The following is an 18,549-nucleotide window of genomic DNA, read 5'->3' on the forward strand; positions in this document are numbered from 1 at the left end:
TGGCGGCGCTTCGTGGCGGTACGGCAGACTTGGGGCGTGCTGCTGACGATCACGACCACCGCGAGGCCCGCCACTGACCTGGGTTTCCTCCTGCACAAGCATCCCGGGCGCGTGCAGGAGTTCGGCCGGTCGTTCGGCACGGCGACGGTGTTCTACCCCGAGGCCGAGGAAGAGCGCTGCACGGCGGCGCTCCTGCTCGAAGTCGATCCGATCGCGCTGGTCAGGTCGCGCGGCAAGAGCTCGCCCGACTTCAGCCTTTCGCAGTACGTCAACGACCGCCCCTACGCGGCCTCCTCGCTGCTGGCCGTGGCGCTGGCCGATGTGTTCCGCACCGCGCGGGCGGGCCGGTGCGCGGCCAGGCCCGAGCTGGCGGGCACGCCGCTGCCGCTGGAGCTGCGGCTGCCCGCGCTGCCCTGCCGGGGCGGCCCCGAGCTGGCCACCAGGCTGTTCGAGCCGCTCGGGTGGGAGGTGGACGCGCAGGCCCTGCCGCTCGACGAAGGCTTCCCCGAGTGGGGTGATTCGCGCTATGTCCGGCTCACCCTGCGCGGCACGGCGCGCCTCGCCGACGCGCTCAACCACCTGTACGTGCTGCTGCCGGTGCTCGACGACGGCAAGCACTACTGGATCGCGCCCGACGAGGTCGACAAGCTGATCAGGGCGGGCGAGGGCTGGCTGGCCGGGCACCCGGAGCGCGGCCTGATCACCCGGCGCTACCTGGGACGGCGCTGGGCGCTGGCCCGCACCGCGCTGGCGCGCCTGGCCGAGCTGGGCGACGAGACCGAGGAGGAGCTGGAGCCCGCGGTCGAGGAGGACGCGCCCGCTGGGCAGACCGCCGCCGACGAGGCGGCCGCCGCGGAGGCCGAGGCCCAGGGGGACGCCCCCCAGGAGGAGGCGGCGCCCAAGGCGAAGCCGCTGAACCTCCGGCGGCGCGAGGCGGTGCTGGCCAAGCTGGAGGAGCTCGGCGCGGTCAGCGTGATCGACCTGGGCTGCGGCCAGGGCGAGCTGGTCGGCGCGCTGCTGGCCAGGCCCAGGTTCGCCAGGGTCGGCGGCATGGACGTCTCGTCGATGGCGCTCACCATCGCCGCCCGCAAGCTGCGGCTGGACCGCATGCCCGACAGCAAGCGCGCCCGGCTCACCCTGTTCCAGGGCGCGCTCACGTACACCGACAAGCGGCTGTCCGGCTACGACGCCGCGGTGCTCATGGAGGTGATCGAGCACGTCGACCCGCCGCGCCTGACCGCGCTCGAACGCGTCGTGTTCGGCCGCGCCCGGCCCCAGCACGTGCTCGTCACCACCCCCAACGTCGAGCACAACGTCCGCTACGAGTTCCTGACCGGCCTGCGCCACCCCGACCACCGCTTCGAGTGGACCCGTGCCGAGTTCGCCGCCTGGGCCACCAGGGTCGCCGGCGAGTACGGCTACCAGGTCGCTTTCGCGCCGGTCGGCGACGATGACCCCGAGGTCGGCCCGCCGACCCAGATGGGAGTGTTCACCCGTGATCAGCGTTCCTGAGCTCTCGCTGGTGGTGCTCGTCGGCGTCTCGGGCAGCGGCAAGTCGACGTTCGCCAGGAAGCACTTCAAGCCCACGCAGGTCATCTCCTCCGACTTCTGCCGCGGCCTCGTCTCCGACGACGAGAACGACCAGTCGGCCACGCCCGCGGCGTTCGACCTGCTGCACCACATCGTCGGCGTGCGGCTGGCCAGGGGCCTGTTCACCGTGGTCGACGCCACCAACGTCCAGTACGCGGCCCGCAGGAGCCTCCTCGACCTGGCCAGGAAGTACGACGTGCTGTGCGACGCGATCGTGCTCGACGCGCCCGAGGAGGTGGCCATCGAGCGCAACGCCGCCCGGCCCGACCGCGACTTCGGCCCCGGCGTGGTCATCCGCCAGCGCAAGGATCTGCGGCGCTCGCTGAGCAAGATCTCCAACGACGGGTTCCGGCGGGTCCACGTGCTGCGCGGCCTCGACGAGATCGACGACGCGGAGATCACGTACGAGAGGGCCTGGTCGGACAGGACCGAGCTGACCGGCCCCTTCGACATCATCGGCGACATCCACGGCTGCCGCTCGGAGCTGGAGACGCTGCTGCGCAGGCTCGGCTGGGAGGGGCTCACGCACCCGGAGGGGCGCACGGCCGTGTTCGTCGGTGACCTGGTCGACCGCGGGCCCGACACCCCCGGCGTGCTGCGCCTGGTGATGGACATGGTCGAGGCCGGCACCGCGATCTGCGTGGCCGGCAACCACGAGCAGAAGCTGGTGCGCGCGCTCAACGGCCGCAAGGTCACGGTCGCGCACGGCCTGCAGGAGTCGCTCGACCAGCTCGCGGCGCAGGAGCCGGAGTTCGTGGAGCGGGCCAGGACGTTCATGGACGGCCTGCTCAGCCACTACCGCCTCGACGGCGGCCGGCTCGTGGTCGCGCACGCGGGGCTGAAGGAGGCCTACCACGGCCGCGCCTCGGGCCGGGTGCGCGCGTTCGCCCTGTACGGCGACACGACCGGCGAGACCGACGAGTACGGCCTGCCCGTCCGTTACCCGTGGGCCGACGAGTACCGCGGCCGGGCGATGGTCGTCTACGGCCACACCCCCACGGTCCGCCCCGAGTGGGTGAACAACACGATCTGCCTCGACACCGGCTGCGTCTTCGGCGGCCACCTGACCGCGCTGCGCTACCCGGAGCGGCAGATCGTCCAGATCCCGGCAGAGAAGGTCTGGTACGAGCCGGCCAAGCCCCTCGGCACCGGCTCGGCCCGCGATCCCGGCATGCTGGACATCAACGACGTGACCGGCACCCGGCACGTCGAGACCAGGTTCGGCACCAGGGTCAAGGTCCTGGAGGAGAACGCGGCCGCGGCCCTGGAGGTCATGAGCCGGTTCGCGGTGGACCCGCGCTGGCTGGTCTACCTGCCGCCCACCATGGCGCCGCCGGAGACGTCCCGGCTGGACGGCTACCTCGAGCACCCGCACGAGGCGTTCGAGGAGTTCGCCGCCGCCGGGGTGCGCGAGGTCGTGTGCGAGGAGAAGCACATGGGCTCGCGGGCCGTCGCCGTGCTGGCCAGGACGCCGGAGGCGGCGGCGGCCAGGTTCGGCGTGACGGACGGCAGCACGGGCGCCGTCTACACGCGTACCGGGCGGCCGTTCTTCGACGACACGGCGCCGCTGGTCGCGCGGCTGCACGAGGCGTGCGAGCCGCTCTGGGCGGAGCTGGACTCCGACTGGGTGGTGCTCGACTGCGAGCTGCTGCCCTGGTCGGCGAAGGCCGGCGCGCTGATCCGCTCGCAGTACGCCTCCGTCGGCGCCGCCGCCCGCGCCGCGCTGCCCGAGGCGGTCGCGGCCCTTGAGGCGGCGGCCGGGCGGGGAATGGACGTGGGCGGACTGCTGACCCGCACCCGGCGCCGCTCCGACAACGCTGCCCTGTTCCGCGACGCTTATGCACGCTACTGCTGGCCGGTCGACGGCCTGGAGGGCATCCGGGTGGCGCCGTTCCAGATCCTCGCCTGCGAGGGGCGGGCCACGGCGCTGGAGCCGCACGCCTGGCACCTGTCCACGCTGGCGCTGCTCGATTCGCCGCTGATCGCCCCCACCCGGCACGTCTCCGTCACGCTCGACTCGCCCGGGTCGAGGGCTTCGGCGACCGAGTGGTGGGAGTCCCTGACGGCGGCGGGCGGCGAGGGCATGGTGGTCAAGCCCGCCGCGTACGCTCCCGGGCGGGTGCAGCCCGGGGTGAAGGTGCGCGGGCGCGAATACCTGCGCATCATCTACGGCCCCGACTACACCGAGTCGCTCGACGTGCTGCGCCGGCGCTTCCTGGGCAAGAAGCGCTCGATGGCGCTGCGCGAGTACGCGCTGGGACTGGAGGCGCTGTCGCGGCTGGCGGACGGCGAGGCGGCCTGGCGGGTGCACGAGCCGGTCTTCGCGGTGCTGGCCCTGGAGTCGGAGCCCGTGGATCCCCGGCTCTGACTAACGCCATGACCTGCGGGTATGTCCCCCACCACGGGGAAGGACCTGCATGGCAACGAAGTTCGCGCACCACGAGCACCTCGGCCACGTCATCTTCATCACGGCGGCCGCGGCCATCGGGGGGTTCTTGTTCGGCTACGACAGCGCCGTGATCAACGGCGCCGTCGTCGGCATCCAGAAGTACTTCCACGTGGGGCCGGTCGAGATCGGGTTCGTGGTGGCCATCGCGCTGCTCGGGTCCGCCGTGGGGGCGTGGGCGGGCGGCGGGCTGGCCGACCGGCTGGGGCGCACCAGGACGATGCAGGTGGCGGCGCTGCTGTTCGCGGTCAGCTCGATCGGTCAGATGCTGCCGTTCGCCATCTGGGACCTCGCGTTCTGGCGCGTGATCGCGGGCTTCGCCATCGGCATGGCGTCGGTGATCGGGCCCGCGTACATCGCCGAGGTGGCCCCGCCCGCCTACCGGGGACGGCTGGGCTCGTTCCAGCAGCTGGCGATCGTGCTCGGCATCGCGGTCTCGCAGCTCGTCGACTACGTGATCGTCCAGCTGGCCGGCGGCAACGTGAACAACCCCCTCTGGGGCCTGCAGGCGTGGCAGTGGATGCTGGGCGCCTGCGTCGTGCCCGCCCTGTTCTACCTGACGTTCGCGCTGATCATCCCCGAGTCGCCGCGCTACCTGATCATGTCGGGGCGTACCAGGCGGGCCCGCGAGGTGCTGTCCGAGATCGAGCCCGAGGACGTGGACATCGAGGCCCACATCGCGGCGATCCAGCACGTGCTGCGCACCCAGCGGGTGCCGGGGCTGAAGGACCTGCGCGGGCCCGCGCTCGGGCTGCTGCCGATCGTCTGGATCGGGATCGGCCTGTCGGTCTTCCAGCAGTTCGTCGGCATCAACGTGATCTTCTACTACTCGTCCGTGCTGTGGCAGTCGGTCGGCATCAACCAGAGCGCCTCGCTGCTGATCAGCTTCTCCAGCTCGATGATCAACATCGTGGGCACGTTCATCGCGATCTCGCTGGTGGACCGGATCGGGCGCAAGCCGCTGCTCCTGATCGGCTCCGCGGGCATGGCGGTCTCGCTGGCCACCGCGGCGTGGGCGTTCAGCGCGGCCAGGGAGGTGGGCAAGACGGTCACGCTGCCCGACCCGCAGGGGTTGATCGCGCTCGTGGCGGCCAACGTGTTCGTGCTGTTCTTCGCCCTGTCCTGGGGCGTCGTGGTCTGGGTGCTGCTGGGGGAGATGTTCCCGAACCGCATCCGCGCCGCCGCCCTGGGCGTCTCCGCCGGGGCCCAGTGGATCGCGAACTGGGCGGTCACGGTGACGTTCCCGGCGATGGCGGCCTGGAACCTGCCGCTCACCTACGCCATGTACGCGTTCTTCGCGGTGCTGTCGTTCCTGTTCGTCGTCAGGTGGGTGCGCGAGACCAAGGGCCGCAAACTCGAAGAGATGGGCTAATCTCCGGCACGTGATCGACGACGTCCTGGCCCCCGAGCTCGACGTGCTGTTCTGCGGCATCAATCCCGGCCTCCTGTCCGAGGCCACCGGCCACCACTTCGCCCGGCCCGGCAACCGCTTCTGGCCCGCGCTGCACCTGTCCGGCTTCACCCCGCGCCTGCTGGCCCCGGCCGAGCAGCACCTCCTCCCCTCGTACGGCCTCGGCATCACGAACATCGTCGCCCGCCCGAGCGCCAAGGCGTCGGAGCTGACCCGGGAGGAGCTGGTGGCGGGCGGCCTGGCCCTGACCGCGAAGGTGGCGGCCGCGGCGCCGGCGGTCCTCGCGGTGCTGGGGATCTCGGCGTACCGCATGGCCTTCGCCCGCCCCAAGGCCCGCATCGGCCCTCAGGAGGAGCTCGTCGGTGGGGCCAGGGTGTGGGTGCTGCCCAACCCGAGCGGGTTGAACGCCCACTGGACCCTGGCCACCATCGCCGACGAGATGGGACGGCTGCGCGGCCACTTGGCCTGATCGGCCTGCCTGGGCCGCCTGGGCCGCCTGGGCTGCCTGGGCTGCCTGGGCTGCCTGGGCTGCTTGGCCTACTTGACCTACTTGGCCGCGAAGTCCTGGGTCCAGTAGATCCGGCCCTGGGAGTTCTTGGCCACGCCGACGCCGATCAGGTTGTACCGGCAGTTCATGATGTTGGCCCGGTGGCCCTCGCTGTTCATCCAGCCCTGGACCACGGAGGCCGGGGAGGGCTGGCCGAAGGCGATGTTCTCGGCGAAGGCCGTGCCTCCGCTGAAGCCGGCCCCCCGGATGCGGTCCATGAAGCTGCGGCCGTCCTTGGAGGTGTGGTCGAAGTAGCCCTGCTTCGCCATGTCGTCGGAGTGGCCGAACGCGGCGGTGCGGAGCTGCGGGTCGTGCTTGAGCGGCTGGCAGCCGCCCTTGGCCCGCTCGGCGTTGGTCAGCCTGAGGACCTCGTTCTCCTCGGCCGTGCCGACCGTCCCTCCGGACGACGGGGGCGGCGCGGTGGGCGTCGGGGTCGACGTGCCGCTGGGGCTGGGAGTGGTGGGAGTGGGCGTCGGCGTGCTGTCAGGGGTGCAGGTCAGCCGGACGGCCCGGGACTTGGCGGTGCCGCCGCGATAGTCGGTCGCGACCGCGTAGTAGGTGCCCGGTTTGCAGGCGAGTGTCAAGGTGATGCGGCCGTCCTTGGAGGCCCCGCTCTTGACGACGGGGTCGGGACCCGGGACGGCGCGCTTGATGCGGATACGCAGGAGTGCGGAGTCGTCGCAGTTGCGACGGGTGGCGAACGACTTGATCTTCAATGCGTTGGTCAGGCTGGGCTTGGCCACGTTCACGCGGCACGAGGCCTGCGCCTCGACCGAGCTCTGCGCCGCGGCCTCGGCCGCACCGATCGGCGCGCAGAGCGCCGCCAGGCCGATGAGCCCGGCAAATACCCCAATGGGTCTACGCATAGGGGATTCCCTCCAGTTGCCATAGACGCTGGATGGCAAGGCATTCTGTCGGGAACGAGACCGACTTGTCACTAAATTGCGACATAAATCTCGCAACTCGGGTAAACCAGAGTGCCACCTGAGGCGTCCGTCCCCCCGCTGCCACAGGCCCGAAACTCCTGTCCCACCGGGCTTTGCACGCCCCATGGCCCCCATGGGAGCCACCTAGAGGTACGCGGAGGATCGCTTGAGGGTTCACGAAGAAACCTGCGGCGCATCTTGCGCCGCGGGCCGAGGAGGACCCGGCTCACCCGCGAGGCGGGCCGGGACGACGGATCACCGCTTGGCCAGCAGGGCAGTCCTCCACCGCATCAGGAGGAGCGGGAGTCCAATGGCGAGGAGGAGGATCAGGCCGACGTTGCTGCGGCGCGGCGGAGGCGGCGGGCTCGTGGGCGGCTGGTGCCCGTACCCGTGCGTCGCCTGAGGTCCGCTGTGGGACGTTCCAAGAATTCCCTCGGTTGACGTAGATCACATGTCCGCATCCGGACGCGTTGTCGTGCCGCCCGCCGTGTCGAGGGTGCCGGCGGGCGGCACCCCTCAAGCCGCGACAGCCGCCCCTGGAGGTAGCCGCGTCGGTCCCCGCTGACAAGCCTGAGCTGGCGTAGCTCCTGCCTCATCTGGCTCGCAGTGGGCATCCTCTGCCTCGGACAGGCGTGGACCATCCACGATCGGCTCGCCTACACCGTCGCCGCATTGACGATCCTCTGGGCCCTGCTGCGCCTCTTCGTGAGGCGGGGCGGGGCTTTCGTCGTGTCTACGCCTCCGGAAGTGCTCCAAAGCGGACGCCGCGGGGCGTCAGGCTATGTGCTGTGCCTGCCAGCCGTCGAGGCTGAATGCCCGGTCATGGCGGTACGCGTCGATGCCAGTACGGATGTAGGTGACGACGTCGTCGGGAAGGTCGTCGAGCGCGAACCAGTCGATCTTGTCGCACTTGGCGGGTTCGGCGTTGGTGGGCTCGCCTGCCCAGCGGGTGGCCGCGAAGAACACGCCGATGCGGGCCTGGCCGTCTGGATCGGCGTGATGGCACATGCCCGCGAATGCGAGATCTGCGGGGTCGATGACGATGCCGAGCTCTTCGCGGGCCTCACGCGCTGCGCCCTCAGGCAGGGTTTCGCCGGCGTCGAGGCAGCCGCCGGGTACCGACCAGGAGCCGTCGGCGAAGCCGGTGTTGGCTCGCAGCAACAGCAGGACCTTGCCTGCCGCGATGAGGATCAGGTGGACGCCGACGTGGGGCCGGAACGGTTCGGATGGTGTGGCCATGGCCGTGCTCCCGCAGTGGGCGATGCGTCGTGGGTGTCACGCTACGCGGCCGCACGGGGAGCACGGGTCTGTTTGCCAGGACGAACTTCTAGGCGTCGGTGCGAGGCTGCTGGACGCCGGTCATCGCGTGGACCATGTCGGCAAGGTGGACGGCGAGTTGCTCCGGGGTGCGGCCGTCGGTGTGCAGGTGGTACGCGGTGGGGTCGCTGCCGGCGATCTGGTCGTAGTGCTCCTGCAGCCGTCGCAGCAGGGCGCGGTCGGCGATCAGGTCGCGGTCGGAAGCGGTCTGATCGGGCTTGGCGGTCATCCGCGCGGTCAGCTCGTCCAGGTCGGTGTGCAGGTAGACCGTCAGGTCCGGCTGGGCCAGGTAGCCCACGAAGGATGCGATGGTCGCCTCGACGGTGGCGTTGTCCAGGCCGTGCACGGCGGAGTGGTTGGCGATGACGGAGTTGACGTACCGGTCGGCCACCACGTGCCCGCTCTGGAGCGCCTGGCGGGCCAGGTCAGAGGCGTGCAACGCCCCGGCGAGGTAGAAGGCCAGCTGCGGCAGCGCCTGGGCGCGGGCGTTGATGTACGGCTGCAGGTCCGACACCGGGGCGGGCACCGTGTGGAAGAAGCGGCAGTCCAAGCGCTCGGCCAGGTTCCGGGCGAGCGTGGACTTGCCTGATCCGCTGATCCCTTCCAGGACCACGAAGACGCCCGATCGTGGCGTCTCGGCCGGCTGGTAGGCGGCGGGCAGCTGGTTGCCGATGCCGGGGCGGGGGGCGGCGATGGTCATTGCAGCGTCCCTTCGGTGAAGGCGTCCAGGTGGGCGGAGACGGCCGCCAGCAGGCCGGCCGGGTCTTGCGCGTACGGGGTGACGTCCAGGCGGAGATCGGGGCGGAGCAGGCACGGGCTGAGCTCGCCGGCCGAGTCCAGGCGCAGCGCCCAGAACCCCTCGATGCACTGCGCCCGCTTGGGGCAGGTGGCGCACTGGCCGATGTGGTGGCGGCCGAGGGAGGCGTCGATGACCTCGATGGTCATCTCCCCGCGCCGACCGGGGACGGTGAAGACGCGGCGGCCCTGCCCGGTGCCGGAGGTGACCACCCTCTCGGCGGTGGCGATGGAGCGCAGGTAGGCGCTGATGTCACCGGAAGCAACCTTGACGCCGCCAAGGTCGGCGTTGTGGTCGGTGCCGACCAGTTCGATGATCTGCAGGCCCGTTCCGAGTTCGCGGGTGTAGGCGATGATGTCCATCACCTCGTGGGCGTTCTGCTCTTGCAGCAGCAGGTTCAACTCGACGATCGGGATGGCGTCGGTGGCGGCCTCGATCCCGGCCTTGATCTTGGCGATGTCGCCGGGTTTGCCCTCAAGGCGATGGTGGCGACGGAGGTGTCGGAGAAGTAGTGCAGCGAGACCTTGATCCGGTCCAGTGCGGTGGCCGCCAGCCAGTCGAGGTCCTTGGTGAGCGTGAGCCCGTTGGTGATCAGCGTGGTGGTGTAGTCGCTCATCTGGTGCCGGGGCAGGCCCTGAAGGATCGGGCGGGCGAGCGGGGACAGCAGCGGTTCACCGCCTGTGAAGAAGACACGGCTGATCCCGGCGGCGGTCATCGCGTTGATCGCGGACAGGAAGTCGTTGGCGTCCAGTGCCCGGCGGCGGGGCTGAATGGTGCGGTCGTGGTGGGTGATTCTGGGTGGGATTTCGCCTTCGTTGTGGCAAAACCAGCAGCCCAACTGGCAGCGCGGGGTGAGCGAGACGCGCAGCTGGCCGCCGCGGCGAGCGAAGTCGGCGCCGCCGCCGGCGAATCGAGGCATGGGTGGATCGGTAGGCACGTCGTCCTCCGACAGGGGTTGAGGGCCGCCCGGGCTGGGGCGGCTGTGGCGGCTCGTACCTCCGAGCCGTTCCGCCAGGCCATCCATGAGGGCGTCTACCCCCGCGGCTCTTTGCTCCCCAACGAAGATCAGCTTGCCGAAGAGCTCCACGTGAACAGGGCCACCGTGAACAAGGCCTTGCGAATCTTGAAAGGCGAAGGACTGGTCTACGTGCACATGGGCGTGGGGACCTACGTCCATAAGCTGCCGCCCCTGCTGCGCGACGCCGCCGTACGGCACAGCCGCGCCCACCGCGAACGCGGGGGCGTTCGAGGCTCCCTGGCCAGCGAACTCGCCCAGTTCGGCTACGAGTTGAACTCCGCCAACACGGTCGGCCCCGGCCATCCTCCACCGGATGTGGCCGACGTCCTGGGCGTCGACGCCGACACCGACAGTGTCATCATCCGCGCGCGACGGATGAAGGCCGAAGACGTCCCCATCCAGATCGCCATCAGCTACATCCCGCGCTCCATCGCCGATGGGACACCGATAGCCGAACTCGACCCGGGAGTCGGCGGGATCAGCAGCCGCCTGGCCGAACTCGGGTACGCGCAGGTCGAGCTCGAGGAGAACATCAGTATCCGGCCGCCCACGCCTGACGAAGCTCGCTTCCTTCGCATGATCCCAGATCAGTGGGTGTACGAGATCTTCCATATCGGATGGACCGCGAGCGACCAGGCCGTCAAGGTCACCACCTACGTCATGCCGACGTACCAGTGGAATCTGCGCTACCGCTACCCCGCGGACCCTTCGTGACCCGCGGCCCCGCCCTGGACGCAGAACGCCCCCGTCTCCTCCAAGCGGAGACACTGCTTACGAGGGAATCCGCTCACCCTCCGGGCCGGCATCGGACCTCACCTCGGCTGCGACGCCACGGCTCCTCAGCCGGGTGCGCAGAAACTCCATCTCCGCCAGCGTCCCGACCAAGCCGGCGTGAGTGAGTTCGTCGGCGAGTTCACGAGCCTGGGGAAGTGGCACCTCCCAGATCTCCCGCAGAACCTTCAAGACCGAGCCCAGGTTCGGCACCGGACCGACCACACGCAGTCGGCTTGGGCCATGCGCCGCCAGGAGGGCACTGCGGACATCTTCCGGCGGCTTGCCTGAATCTGGATACTCGCACCAGCCATCACCGCAGGACGTGCAGGAGGCCTCGGCATCCCACCACAGCTGCCCGCAGTCGATGAACTGGTTCACCTGGCGGATCAGGGTGCCCCGCACCATCACAACGCGATTCGATCTTTGCCGTCTGCCCCGTCATCCCAACACCGACGCTCCCCACGCCGCCACGAACTGACGGGCCCGGTAGCCACATACTCATTCACGTCACACCGTACAGATCGCTAACTGAGGCCAGGCGATCAGGATCCGTGAGGAGCTGGGAGCGCTGTTCGCGGATGAGGACTTGGCCGAGGATTGATCGCGCGCCCTCGACGAACACGCCCCGTCACCGCTTTCGGTGGCGGGGCGATTCGTGATCGTGCGTCATGATCTTGCGAATCCGCTGCGGGTCAGAGCCATGATCTACGCCTTGGCCAGCAGGGCCACGCACTCCACGTGGTGGGTCATCGGGAAGGCGTCGAAGGCCCGCAGGTCGGAGAGCGGGTAACCGAGCTCCGCCAGCCAGGCCAGGTCCCGCGCCAGCGTGGCCGGGTCGCAGGAGACGTACACGATCCGCTGCGCGTCCAGCGCCGCGATCCGCTCCACCACCTCGCGCCCCAGCCCGGAACGGGGCGGGTCGACGACCACGAGGTCGGCGCGTTCGATCTGGAAGCGGTCCAGCGCCTCCTCGACCCGTCCCCGCTCCACCCGGGCCTGCGGCAGATCGCGGAGGTTGGCGCGGGCGTCGCGGACGGCGGCCGCCTCCGACTCCAGCCCGAACACCGCCCCCTCGGCCCCCACGGCCTCCGCCAGACCGGCGGCGAACAGCCCCACCCCGCAGTAGAGGTCGAGCGCCCACTCCCCCGGCTCCGGCGCCGCGTAGGCCAGCACCGCGTCCAGCAGCGTCTCGGCGGCGCCCGGGTGGACCTGCCAGAAGCCGCTGCCCGCGACCCGGAAGCCGCGGTCGCCGACCTGCTCGTGCAGCACTCCCGAGCCGCGGCGCGGCACCGTACGGCCCTTGCCCTGGTCGAGGAGGATCGAGGCGGGCGCTTCGAGCTCGGGCACGGTGACACTGCGGCGCGGCCTGGGCGAGACGACCACGGCCCGGTCGCCGGACGAGGACGCGATGACCTCGACTCCGGCCGCGCCCGGCCAGGAGTGCTGCTCCGCCCCGACCGCCTCCACCTCCGGGTGCGCGATCAGGCAGGCGTCCACGACCTCGATGTCGTGCGAACGGTGCCGGCGGAAGCCCAGCTCACCGCCGGGCCGGGCGGCGAACTGGACGCGGGTGCGCCAGCCGAGCCCGTCCTTGGCGCCCGGCACCTCCTCCACCACGACCTCGCGCGACAGGCCCGCGAGCCGCTTGAGCTGCTCGGCCACGACCTCCGCCTTGAGCCGCCGCTGCGCCTCCAGCGTGGCGTGCTGCCAGTCGCACCCGCCGCACCGCCCAGGGCCGGCGTACGGGCAGGGCGGGACGACGCGGTCGGGCGAGGGCTCCAGGATCTCCACGGCGTCGGCACGCAGGAACCTGGTGGTCTCCTCGGTGACGTCGGCGATCACCCGCTCGCCTGGCAAGGCGTGGCGTACGAACACCACGCGCCCTTCGTGGCGCGCCACACACCAGCCGCCGTGCGCGACCGGACCTACCGTCAGCTCGAGAGATGCCTGTTCCACAGGGACACCCTATGCCCGAGCCTGCTCTCCATCCTTTGCGGTCTGGTCCCAGGGACGTCGCACCGCGCCCGGCGCGAACGGCTCCGGCCTGCCCTTGAGGCGGTCGGAGGAGTGTAGCTGCCAGGGCACGCTCGTCACCATGACCCCCGGCTTGAACAGCAGCCGTGCCTTCAGCCTGAGCGCGCTCTGGTTGTGCAGCGCGTGCTCCCACCAGTGGCCGACCACGTACTCGGGGATGAACACGGTCACCACGTCGCGCGGCGAGCGCCGCCGCAGGGTCTTGACGTAGTCGAGGATGGGCTGCGTGATCTCGCGGTACGGCGAGTCGAGCATCTTGAGCTGCACCGGGATGCCCCGCCGCTCCCACTCCTCCTGCAGCTTGCGCGCGTCCTCGCCCTCGACGCCCACCGTGATGGCCTCCAGCGTGGACGGCCTGGTGGCGCGGGCGTAGGCCAGCGCGCGCATGGTCGGCTTGTGCAGCTTGGAGACGAGCACGATCGCGTGGTTGCGCGCGGGCAGCATGGTCGGCTCGTACTCCTCGCTGATCTCCAGCTCGGCCGCCACGTTGTCGTAGTGACGCCTGATGCCCTTCATCATGAGGAACAGGATGGGCATCGCGATGCACACGATCCAGGCCCCGACCAGGAACTTCGTCAGCAGCACGACCACCAGCACGAGCCCCGTCATGATCCCGCCGAAGAAGTTGATCACGCGGGAGCGGTGCATCTGGTGGCGCACCTTGGGGTCGGTCTCGGTCTTCAGGTGGCGGGTCCAGTGGATGACCATGCCGATCTGGCTGAGCGTGAACGAGACGAAGACGCCGACGATGTAGAGGTTCAGCAGGCGGCTGACGTCGGCCTGGAAGCCCCACAGCAGCAGGCACGCGCCGAGCGCGAGGATGATGATGCCGTTGGAGAAGGCCAGCCGGTCGCCGCGGGTGTGGAGCTGGCGCGGCAGGTAACGGTCCTGCGCCAGGATGGAGCCGAGCACCGGGAAGCCGTTGAAGGCCGTGTTGGCGGCCAGGAAGAGGATCAGCGCGGTCACCGCCGAGATCACCACGAACGGCAGCGACCCCCCGCCGAACACCGCGTCGGCCACCTGGGAGATGATCGGCTGCTGGTAGTAGCCGGGGCCGACGGGGTTGCCGTTGGGCAGGTGCAGGTCGGTGGCGACCACGGACGGCTCGGCGATCTTCACACCCGACGCGAGGCCGAGCGCGATGATGCCGCCGAACATGGTGATCGCGACCAGGCCCATCATCAGCAGCGTGGTGGCGGCGTTCTTGCTCTTGGGCTTTCTGAAGGCGGGCACGCCGTTGCTGATGGCCTCGACACCCGTCAGGGCGGCGCAACCGGAGGAGAACGCGCGCAGGATCAGGAACGCGGCGGCGAAGGCGGTCAGGTTGGTCTGCTCGGCCTCGATGGTGAAGTGGGCGCTCGGCGCCTGGAGCTGCTCGCCCAGCACCAGCAGCCGGAACCCGCCCCAGGCGATCAGGGCCAGAACGGCGATCATGAACGCGTACGTGGGAACGGCGAAGGCGGCGCCGGACTCGCGGATGCCGCGCAGGTTGATCACCGTGAGGAGGATCACGATGGCGATGGCGATGGCGGGCTTGTGCTGGCCCACGAACGGAATTGTGGCGCCGACGTAATCGACGCCGTTGGCGACGGACACCGCGACCGTGAGCACGTAGTCGACCATGAGCGCGCTGGCGACGGTGAGCCCGGCGTTCTTGCCGAGGTTGGTGGTCGCCACCTCGTAGTCCCCGCCGCCGCTCGGATAGGCGTGCACGTTCTGCCGGTACGACGCCACGACGGTGAGCATCACGACCACGACGGCGATCGCGACCCAGGGACTGTAGGTGTAGAAGGAGACTCCGGCCAACGACAGGATGACCAGAATCTCTTGGGGCGCATACGCCACAGAAGAGAGCGCGTCACTCGCGAAAACCGGCAGTGCTATCCGTTTTGGGAGGAGTTGCTCGTGAAGCTGCCCGCTACGCAGGGCGCGCCCCACGAGCAAGCGTTTGACAAGATCCGTTACCTTCGCCACGTAACGAGATGCTAGCCCCATGCCGAGGCCTTAAACGAGCCGCTCCCCCTTCGGGCCATACTGGTGTCCAGCAATGGGCCGACCGCGAAAGTGCGGGGGGAAATGCATATAGTGATCATGGGGTGTGGCCGGGTCGGTTCGACTCTCGCTCATATCCTCGAGGACAGCGGCCATTCCGTCGCCATCATCGACCGCGACCCGCAGGCGTTCCGGCGGCTTCGCGCCGGGTTCCGAGGGCGGCGGGTGACGGGCGTGGGCTTCGATCGCGACGTGCTCACCGAGGCCGGCATCGAGTCCGCCGCCGCGTACGTCGCGGTCTCCAGCGGCGACAACTCCAACATCATCTCCGCTCGCGTGGCCCGCGAGACGTTCGGCGTGGACAACGTGGTGGCCCGCATCTACGACCCCCGCCGCGCCGAGGTCTACCAGCGGCTCGGCATCCCCACGGTGGCGACCGTACGGTGGACGGCCGACCAGATCCTGCGCCGCATCCTCCCCGAGGGCGCCGAGCCACTCTGGCGCGACCCCACGGGCACGATCATCCTGGCGGAGGTCACCGCCAACCCCGAGTGGATCGGCACCCGCGTCGTCGACCTCGAGCACCGCGTCAAGACGCGCGTGGCCTTCATCAACCGCATGGGCGAGGCCCTGACCATCACGGAGGACACCGTGGTGCAGGAGGGCGACGTGCTCCACGTCATCGCCGCGGAGAACGACATGGACCGGATCAACAAGGTGCTCGCCGCGGCACCGGAAGAGGACGAGTGATGCGCGTCGCCATCGCCGGAGCGGGCGCCGTGGGCCGCTCCATCGCGGCCGAGCTCCTGGAGAACGGCCACGAGGTCCTGCTCATCGACGTGGACCCCCGGGCCATCAAGATCGACAGCGTGCCGCGCGCCGAATGGCTCCTCGCCGACGCCTGCGAGATCGCCTCCCTCGACGAGGCCGGGCTCAACAACTGCCACGTCGTGGTCGCCTCCTCCGGCGACGACAAGGTCAACCTGGTGGTCTCCCTGCTGGCCAAGACCGAGTACGGCGTACCTCGCGTGGTGGCCCGCATCAACCACCCCAACAACGAGTGGCTCTTCAACGAGTCCTGGGGCGTCGACGTGGCCGTCTCGACCCCGCGCCTGCTGAGCGCCCTGGTGGAGGAGGCGGTCAGCGTCGGCGACCTCGTACGCCTGATGACCTTCCGCCAGGGCCAGGCCAACCTGGTGGAGCTCACGCTGGCCGAGGACGCCCCGGTCGTGGGCCAGCGGGCCGGCTCGGTGCCGTGGCCGGTGGACTCCGCCCTGGTCGCGATCCTCAGGGAGGGCCGGGTCCTGGTGCCGACGGCGGACGATCCGCTGGAGGCGGGGGACGAGCTGCTGTTCGTCGCGAACCAGGAGGTGGAGCAGGAGCTCGCCCACCTCCTCTCCCAGCACTAGCCGGTACGAACCCGGGCCCCTTGGAGGCTCCGGGGCCGAAAGGCAAGGTCCTCGCACCGGGAGGCGCTTCGCGCCATGCAAGCACTCGAGCCCCGCCTCCCAGGGGCTCCGCCCCTTCGACCCCGCAACGGCGCGGTCCTCGCTTGAAGGCGCGCTGCGCGCGACGAGAGCTCGGGCAGCGCCCTGTGGGGGCAGGCCCCCACACCCCCAGGCGGGGACCTGCCGGCCCCCGCGCCCCCGGACGCGACCCCGATTACTCACGCATCAACGGCATGCGCCAGGGCGCAAGGTTGTTTCGACAGACATGCAGCACCGCAACAGGCACGACGACACTGTCAGAGGCTCCCGCCTCACGCCCCATCGAATACCATGCGATGCCCGTTGACGGTGTCCATGTACTCGCGCACCCTATGGATCAGCCCGCCTCGCAGTGCGAAGACGAACCAGTAGTCGTTGCGATAGTCGTGGGCGTTGGCCAGCGTAGCCCGCATGGTCTCCTCCACCACGACCAGATCGCTGTTCGGCGTAAACCCGCGGAAATCAAGCGCCACATCGGCGACGAGCATGCGCGGGAAGTCCACGGTGAGACAGTGGACGATGGCGTCCCTGCCCACCACGTGATTCGTCCCGCCGAGCGCCACGGCGGCAGCGTTGCCGGGCGGAGCCGGCCCTACTCCTCGTCAAGGAGAAGGGCCGCCGCTTTGGGATCCATCAGGTTGGACCACACTTGCTCAGCAGGCAGCAGGTCACGTTCAGGTAGAGCTACCTCTGGAAACCATGCTTCAGGGGGACAGCCAGGCATCCGGCTCAGGATTAGCGTGACCAGGTCGCGCGGAACGGAACCGGTGATACGGATCGCGACATAAGTTTCGTGCCCGTCCTCGGCCCTGACCAAGATGCCCAGCCTGAAGCCTGAGAAGTCGGCCGCGTGCTCATGTCCGTCACGCAGCGAGCCGCAGACCAGCTCACGAACAGTGCGATTAAGGCGCAATGCGAACCGTGTCGCACTTTCCAGGCGATACCGGTCATGATCATCGGGGCCGGGCAGCAGGTGAGCACTATAGGCGTCAGTGATCAGTGGCTTGTCGTGCTCCGCGTTGTAGCGGGCACGGGCGGCTCGGGTTTCGGCAGTGAGGGCGGAATAGAAGTCGTCCCCGGAACCCTCCTCACGCATTCCCCCAGCCACTAGCCATGCCTCGACGTCCGCAGAAGGCTCATCCCTCCACACCGCTCCTCGCCATCGCTGCACCTTGACCTTGAACATAACCGTGTCGTCTATCGCACGTATCCGCTCATGAGCGATGTCAGGGTCAGCGAACTGGCGCGAGGCTTTGTCCAAGAGCGGATGCTCAACGCTCTCCAGCGGCAGGCTTGCTGGCGGAATGGGGATCCCCAGGTCATGGCGAAGGACCCGGATCGTAGGTCCGACGTGTGCCATTGTGAGGCTATTCCTCCCAGCCTCCGACGCCGCCCAGTTCCTCGATCCTCTCGGCGGAAAGCCCCGTGAGCAAGGACACGCCAGAGGCAAGAGAGCCATCGAGGACCTTCATGGACTCGATCATGCCTCGACGGATCTCCTCGCGCTGCCGATCGAGATAGGCACGGACCGCGACATCCACAAGATCCTTTTTGGTCATCCCGAGGAAGTGTGCACCTTGCGTGATGAGTTTGTCTGTTGCCAGATCGACCTTCAACGGCGCTTGCCGCTTGCCACCCGGGTTAGGCATAGCCATGGGAATCACCTGTCCCTCTGCACCAGAGTACCTCAGTACCTCAGTACCTCGACACGGCATTCGGCCATCCCATCGGCCCAACTGATCAGCCAGATCGTGTCCGGCGAGGTCGCGGCTTGCCGACTCGCGTCAGGTCCAGGCGGCACTCCAGGAATCCAGCGAGGACGAAGGGGAGCTCGGCTAGGCGGCGCTGTTCGCCGTAGAGGGGCGGCGGGGGTGGTCCCATGTCATGCGCCGGCAGCGACAGGACCCCGGCGACCCGCTGACCGTTTCCATCTGGCTTAACTCCCTACCGGCGCCCACCGCCGAGCGGCACGACGACGGCAAAGCCGCCCCTGGCGAGCGCCGGACCGGCATCCGGGTCGATTGCACGTGACCAGCGCGGCGCCACCCCTCGCGGTCCCATCCGACTCCTCGTCACAGCGCCGAAGCGGTGGCCCCCTGCCCGGTCCCAAGAGCCCGGGCAGGAAGCGCGTCGTGACAGAAAACCTCAGCCTCAGTAACGGCCCTCGATGGCCCACACCTCAGGGCTGTGTTCTCCCGTCAACCCAGGGTT

18 protein-coding genes are annotated in these 18,549 nt (G+C 69.5%); 7 read left to right on the forward strand and 11 right to left on the reverse strand.

From position 1 onward, the window contains the following. Nucleotides 1–36 precede the first annotated feature (36 nt). Genes AB0L65_RS02575 through mug form a run of 4 tightly spaced genes read left to right on the forward strand, consistent with a single transcriptional unit; the run spans nucleotide 37 to nucleotide 5,916 of the window. Nucleotides 37–1,512, forward strand: a complete 1,476-nt coding sequence (locus tag AB0L65_RS02575; protein WP_364239629.1) for a 3' terminal RNA ribose 2'-O-methyltransferase Hen1 — start codon at nucleotides 37–39, stop codon at nucleotides 1,510–1,512. Further along, on the forward strand, nucleotides 1,451–3,958 hold the full coding sequence (locus AB0L65_RS02580; RefSeq protein ID WP_364239631.1) for a polynucleotide kinase-phosphatase: 2,508 nt from the start codon (nucleotides 1,451–1,453) through the stop codon (nucleotides 3,956–3,958). Before AB0L65_RS02575 ends, AB0L65_RS02580 begins: the two co-directional genes overlap by 62 nt. A gap of 49 nt (nucleotides 3,959–4,007) precedes the next feature. Further along, the gene (locus AB0L65_RS02585) at nucleotides 4,008–5,408 is read left to right on the forward strand and encodes a sugar porter family MFS transporter (RefSeq protein ID WP_355194410.1); all 1,401 of its coding nucleotides are present in this window, start codon (nucleotides 4,008–4,010) and stop codon (nucleotides 5,406–5,408) included. Between the two features lie 10 nt (nucleotides 5,409–5,418). Continuing rightward, a complete protein-coding gene (mug, locus tag AB0L65_RS02590; protein ID WP_364239633.1) occupies nucleotides 5,419–5,916 on the forward strand; it encodes a G/U mismatch-specific DNA glycosylase in 498 nt (165 codons plus the stop codon). A gap of 77 nt (nucleotides 5,917–5,993) precedes the next feature. Here the strand turns inward: mug and AB0L65_RS02595 are convergent, their stop codons facing one another. The 5 genes from AB0L65_RS02595 to AB0L65_RS02615 all read right to left on the reverse strand — a co-directional run bounded on the left by AB0L65_RS02595 (nucleotide 5,994) and on the right by AB0L65_RS02615 (nucleotide 9,952). Continuing rightward, entirely contained in the window at nucleotides 5,994–6,860 is an 867-nt protein-coding gene (locus tag AB0L65_RS02595; RefSeq protein WP_364239635.1) for a CAP domain-containing protein, read from the reverse strand. A gap of 834 nt (nucleotides 6,861–7,694) precedes the next feature. Beyond that, nucleotides 7,695–8,159 carry an NUDIX domain-containing protein gene (locus tag AB0L65_RS02600; RefSeq protein WP_364239637.1) on the reverse strand — a complete coding sequence of 155 codons (465 nt, stop codon included), beginning with the start codon at nucleotides 8,157–8,159 and terminating at the stop codon, nucleotides 7,695–7,697. Nucleotides 8,160–8,247: 88 nt separating this feature from the next. Beyond that, nucleotides 8,248–8,937: a deoxynucleoside kinase gene (locus tag AB0L65_RS02605; protein WP_364239639.1), complete on the reverse strand. Its 690-nt coding sequence runs from the start codon at nucleotides 8,935–8,937 to the stop codon at nucleotides 8,248–8,250. Further along, nucleotides 8,934–9,434 carry a hypothetical protein gene (locus tag AB0L65_RS02610; protein WP_364239641.1) on the reverse strand — a complete coding sequence of 167 codons (501 nt, stop codon included), beginning with the start codon at nucleotides 9,432–9,434 and terminating at the stop codon, nucleotides 8,934–8,936. Before AB0L65_RS02610 ends, AB0L65_RS02605 begins: the two co-directional genes overlap by 4 nt. Further along, a complete protein-coding gene (locus tag AB0L65_RS02615; RefSeq protein ID WP_364239642.1) occupies nucleotides 9,431–9,952 on the reverse strand; it encodes a radical SAM protein in 522 nt (173 codons plus the stop codon). The genes AB0L65_RS02610 and AB0L65_RS02615 overlap by 4 nt, the downstream gene beginning before the upstream one ends. A 63-nt stretch (nucleotides 9,953–10,015) precedes the next feature. Here AB0L65_RS02615 and AB0L65_RS02620 point away from each other — a divergent pair, with 63 nt between their 5' ends. Then, complete coding sequence (locus AB0L65_RS02620; protein ID WP_364239643.1) at nucleotides 10,016–10,765, forward strand: GntR family transcriptional regulator; 750 nt, start codon at nucleotides 10,016–10,018, stop codon at nucleotides 10,763–10,765. 57 nt (nucleotides 10,766–10,822) lie between these two features. On the opposite strand, the gene AB0L65_RS02625 is transcribed toward AB0L65_RS02620, so the two are convergent. The 3 genes from AB0L65_RS02625 to AB0L65_RS02635 form a co-directional block, all read right to left on the reverse strand. Beyond that, nucleotides 10,823–11,203 (reverse strand): hypothetical protein, encoded by a 381-nt coding sequence (locus AB0L65_RS02625; protein ID WP_364239644.1) that lies wholly within the window; start codon nucleotides 11,201–11,203, stop codon nucleotides 10,823–10,825. Between the two features lie 327 nt (nucleotides 11,204–11,530). Beyond that, complete coding sequence (locus AB0L65_RS02630) at nucleotides 11,531–12,781, reverse strand: class I SAM-dependent RNA methyltransferase (RefSeq protein WP_364239645.1); 1,251 nt, start codon at nucleotides 12,779–12,781, stop codon at nucleotides 11,531–11,533. A 9-nt stretch (nucleotides 12,782–12,790) separates the two neighbouring features. Further along, on the reverse strand, nucleotides 12,791–14,833 hold the full coding sequence (locus tag AB0L65_RS02635) for an APC family permease (RefSeq protein ID WP_350722855.1): 2,043 nt from the start codon (nucleotides 14,831–14,833) through the stop codon (nucleotides 12,791–12,793). Between the two features lie 102 nt (nucleotides 14,834–14,935). Here AB0L65_RS02635 and AB0L65_RS02640 point away from each other — a divergent pair, with 102 nt between their 5' ends. Together AB0L65_RS02640 and AB0L65_RS02645 are read left to right on the forward strand one after the other, a co-directional pair. Beyond that, the gene (locus AB0L65_RS02640; protein WP_350722857.1) at nucleotides 14,936–15,601 is read left to right on the forward strand and encodes a TrkA family potassium uptake protein; all 666 of its coding nucleotides are present in this window, start codon (nucleotides 14,936–14,938) and stop codon (nucleotides 15,599–15,601) included. Further along, nucleotides 15,601–16,260, forward strand: a complete 660-nt coding sequence (locus tag AB0L65_RS02645; RefSeq protein ID WP_350722859.1) for a TrkA family potassium uptake protein — start codon at nucleotides 15,601–15,603, stop codon at nucleotides 16,258–16,260. Before AB0L65_RS02640 ends, AB0L65_RS02645 begins: the two co-directional genes overlap by 1 nt. Nucleotides 16,261–16,610: 350 nt before the next feature. Here the strand turns inward: AB0L65_RS02645 and AB0L65_RS02650 are convergent, their stop codons facing one another. From AB0L65_RS02650 to AB0L65_RS02660, 3 genes are all read right to left on the reverse strand, one after another. Beyond that, nucleotides 16,611–16,901 carry a hypothetical protein gene (locus AB0L65_RS02650; protein WP_364239648.1) on the reverse strand — a complete coding sequence of 97 codons (291 nt, stop codon included), beginning with the start codon at nucleotides 16,899–16,901 and terminating at the stop codon, nucleotides 16,611–16,613. A gap of 29 nt (nucleotides 16,902–16,930) precedes the next feature. Beyond that, a complete protein-coding gene (locus AB0L65_RS02655) occupies nucleotides 16,931–17,524 on the reverse strand; it encodes a hypothetical protein (protein WP_364239650.1) in 594 nt (197 codons plus the stop codon). Nucleotides 17,525–17,705: 181 nt separating this feature from the next. Beyond that, complete coding sequence (locus tag AB0L65_RS02660; RefSeq protein ID WP_364239651.1) at nucleotides 17,706–17,993, reverse strand: hypothetical protein; 288 nt, start codon at nucleotides 17,991–17,993, stop codon at nucleotides 17,706–17,708. Nucleotides 17,994–18,549: the final 556 nt, after the last annotated feature.

It is taken from the genome of Nonomuraea sp. NPDC052116, from assembly GCF_040680035.1.
GTDB lineage: Bacteria > Actinomycetota > Actinomycetes > Streptosporangiales > Streptosporangiaceae > Nonomuraea > Nonomuraea angiospora_A.

Excerpts from the sequence above, each read along its gene's own strand:
- AB0L65_RS02660 (WP_364239651.1), bottom strand. The coding sequence starts at position 17,993 with ATGGCTATGCCTAACCCGGGTGGCAAGCGGCAAGCGCCGTTGAAGGTC.
- AB0L65_RS02595 (WP_364239635.1), bottom strand. The coding sequence starts at position 6,860 with ATGCGTAGACCCATTGGGGTATTTGCCGGGCTCATCGGCCTGGCGGCG.
- AB0L65_RS02605 (WP_364239639.1), bottom strand. The coding sequence starts at position 8,937 with ATGACCATCGCCGCCCCCCGCCCCGGCATCGGCAACCAGCTGCCCGCC.
- AB0L65_RS02615 (WP_364239642.1), bottom strand. The coding sequence starts at position 9,952 with ATGCCTCGATTCGCCGGCGGCGGCGCCGACTTCGCTCGCCGCGGCGGC.
- AB0L65_RS02640 (WP_350722857.1), top strand. The coding sequence starts at position 14,936 with ATGCATATAGTGATCATGGGGTGTGGCCGGGTCGGTTCGACTCTCGCT.
- AB0L65_RS02600 (WP_364239637.1), bottom strand. The coding sequence starts at position 8,159 with ATGGCCACACCATCCGAACCGTTCCGGCCCCACGTCGGCGTCCACCTG.
- AB0L65_RS02655 (WP_364239650.1), bottom strand. The coding sequence starts at position 17,524 with ATGTTCAAGGTCAAGGTGCAGCGATGGCGAGGAGCGGTGTGGAGGGAT.
- AB0L65_RS02645 (WP_350722859.1), top strand. The coding sequence starts at position 15,601 with ATGCGCGTCGCCATCGCCGGAGCGGGCGCCGTGGGCCGCTCCATCGCG.
- AB0L65_RS02585 (WP_355194410.1), top strand. The coding sequence starts at position 4,008 with ATGGCAACGAAGTTCGCGCACCACGAGCACCTCGGCCACGTCATCTTC.
- AB0L65_RS02580 (WP_364239631.1), top strand. The coding sequence starts at position 1,451 with ATGACCCCGAGGTCGGCCCGCCGACCCAGATGGGAGTGTTCACCCGTG.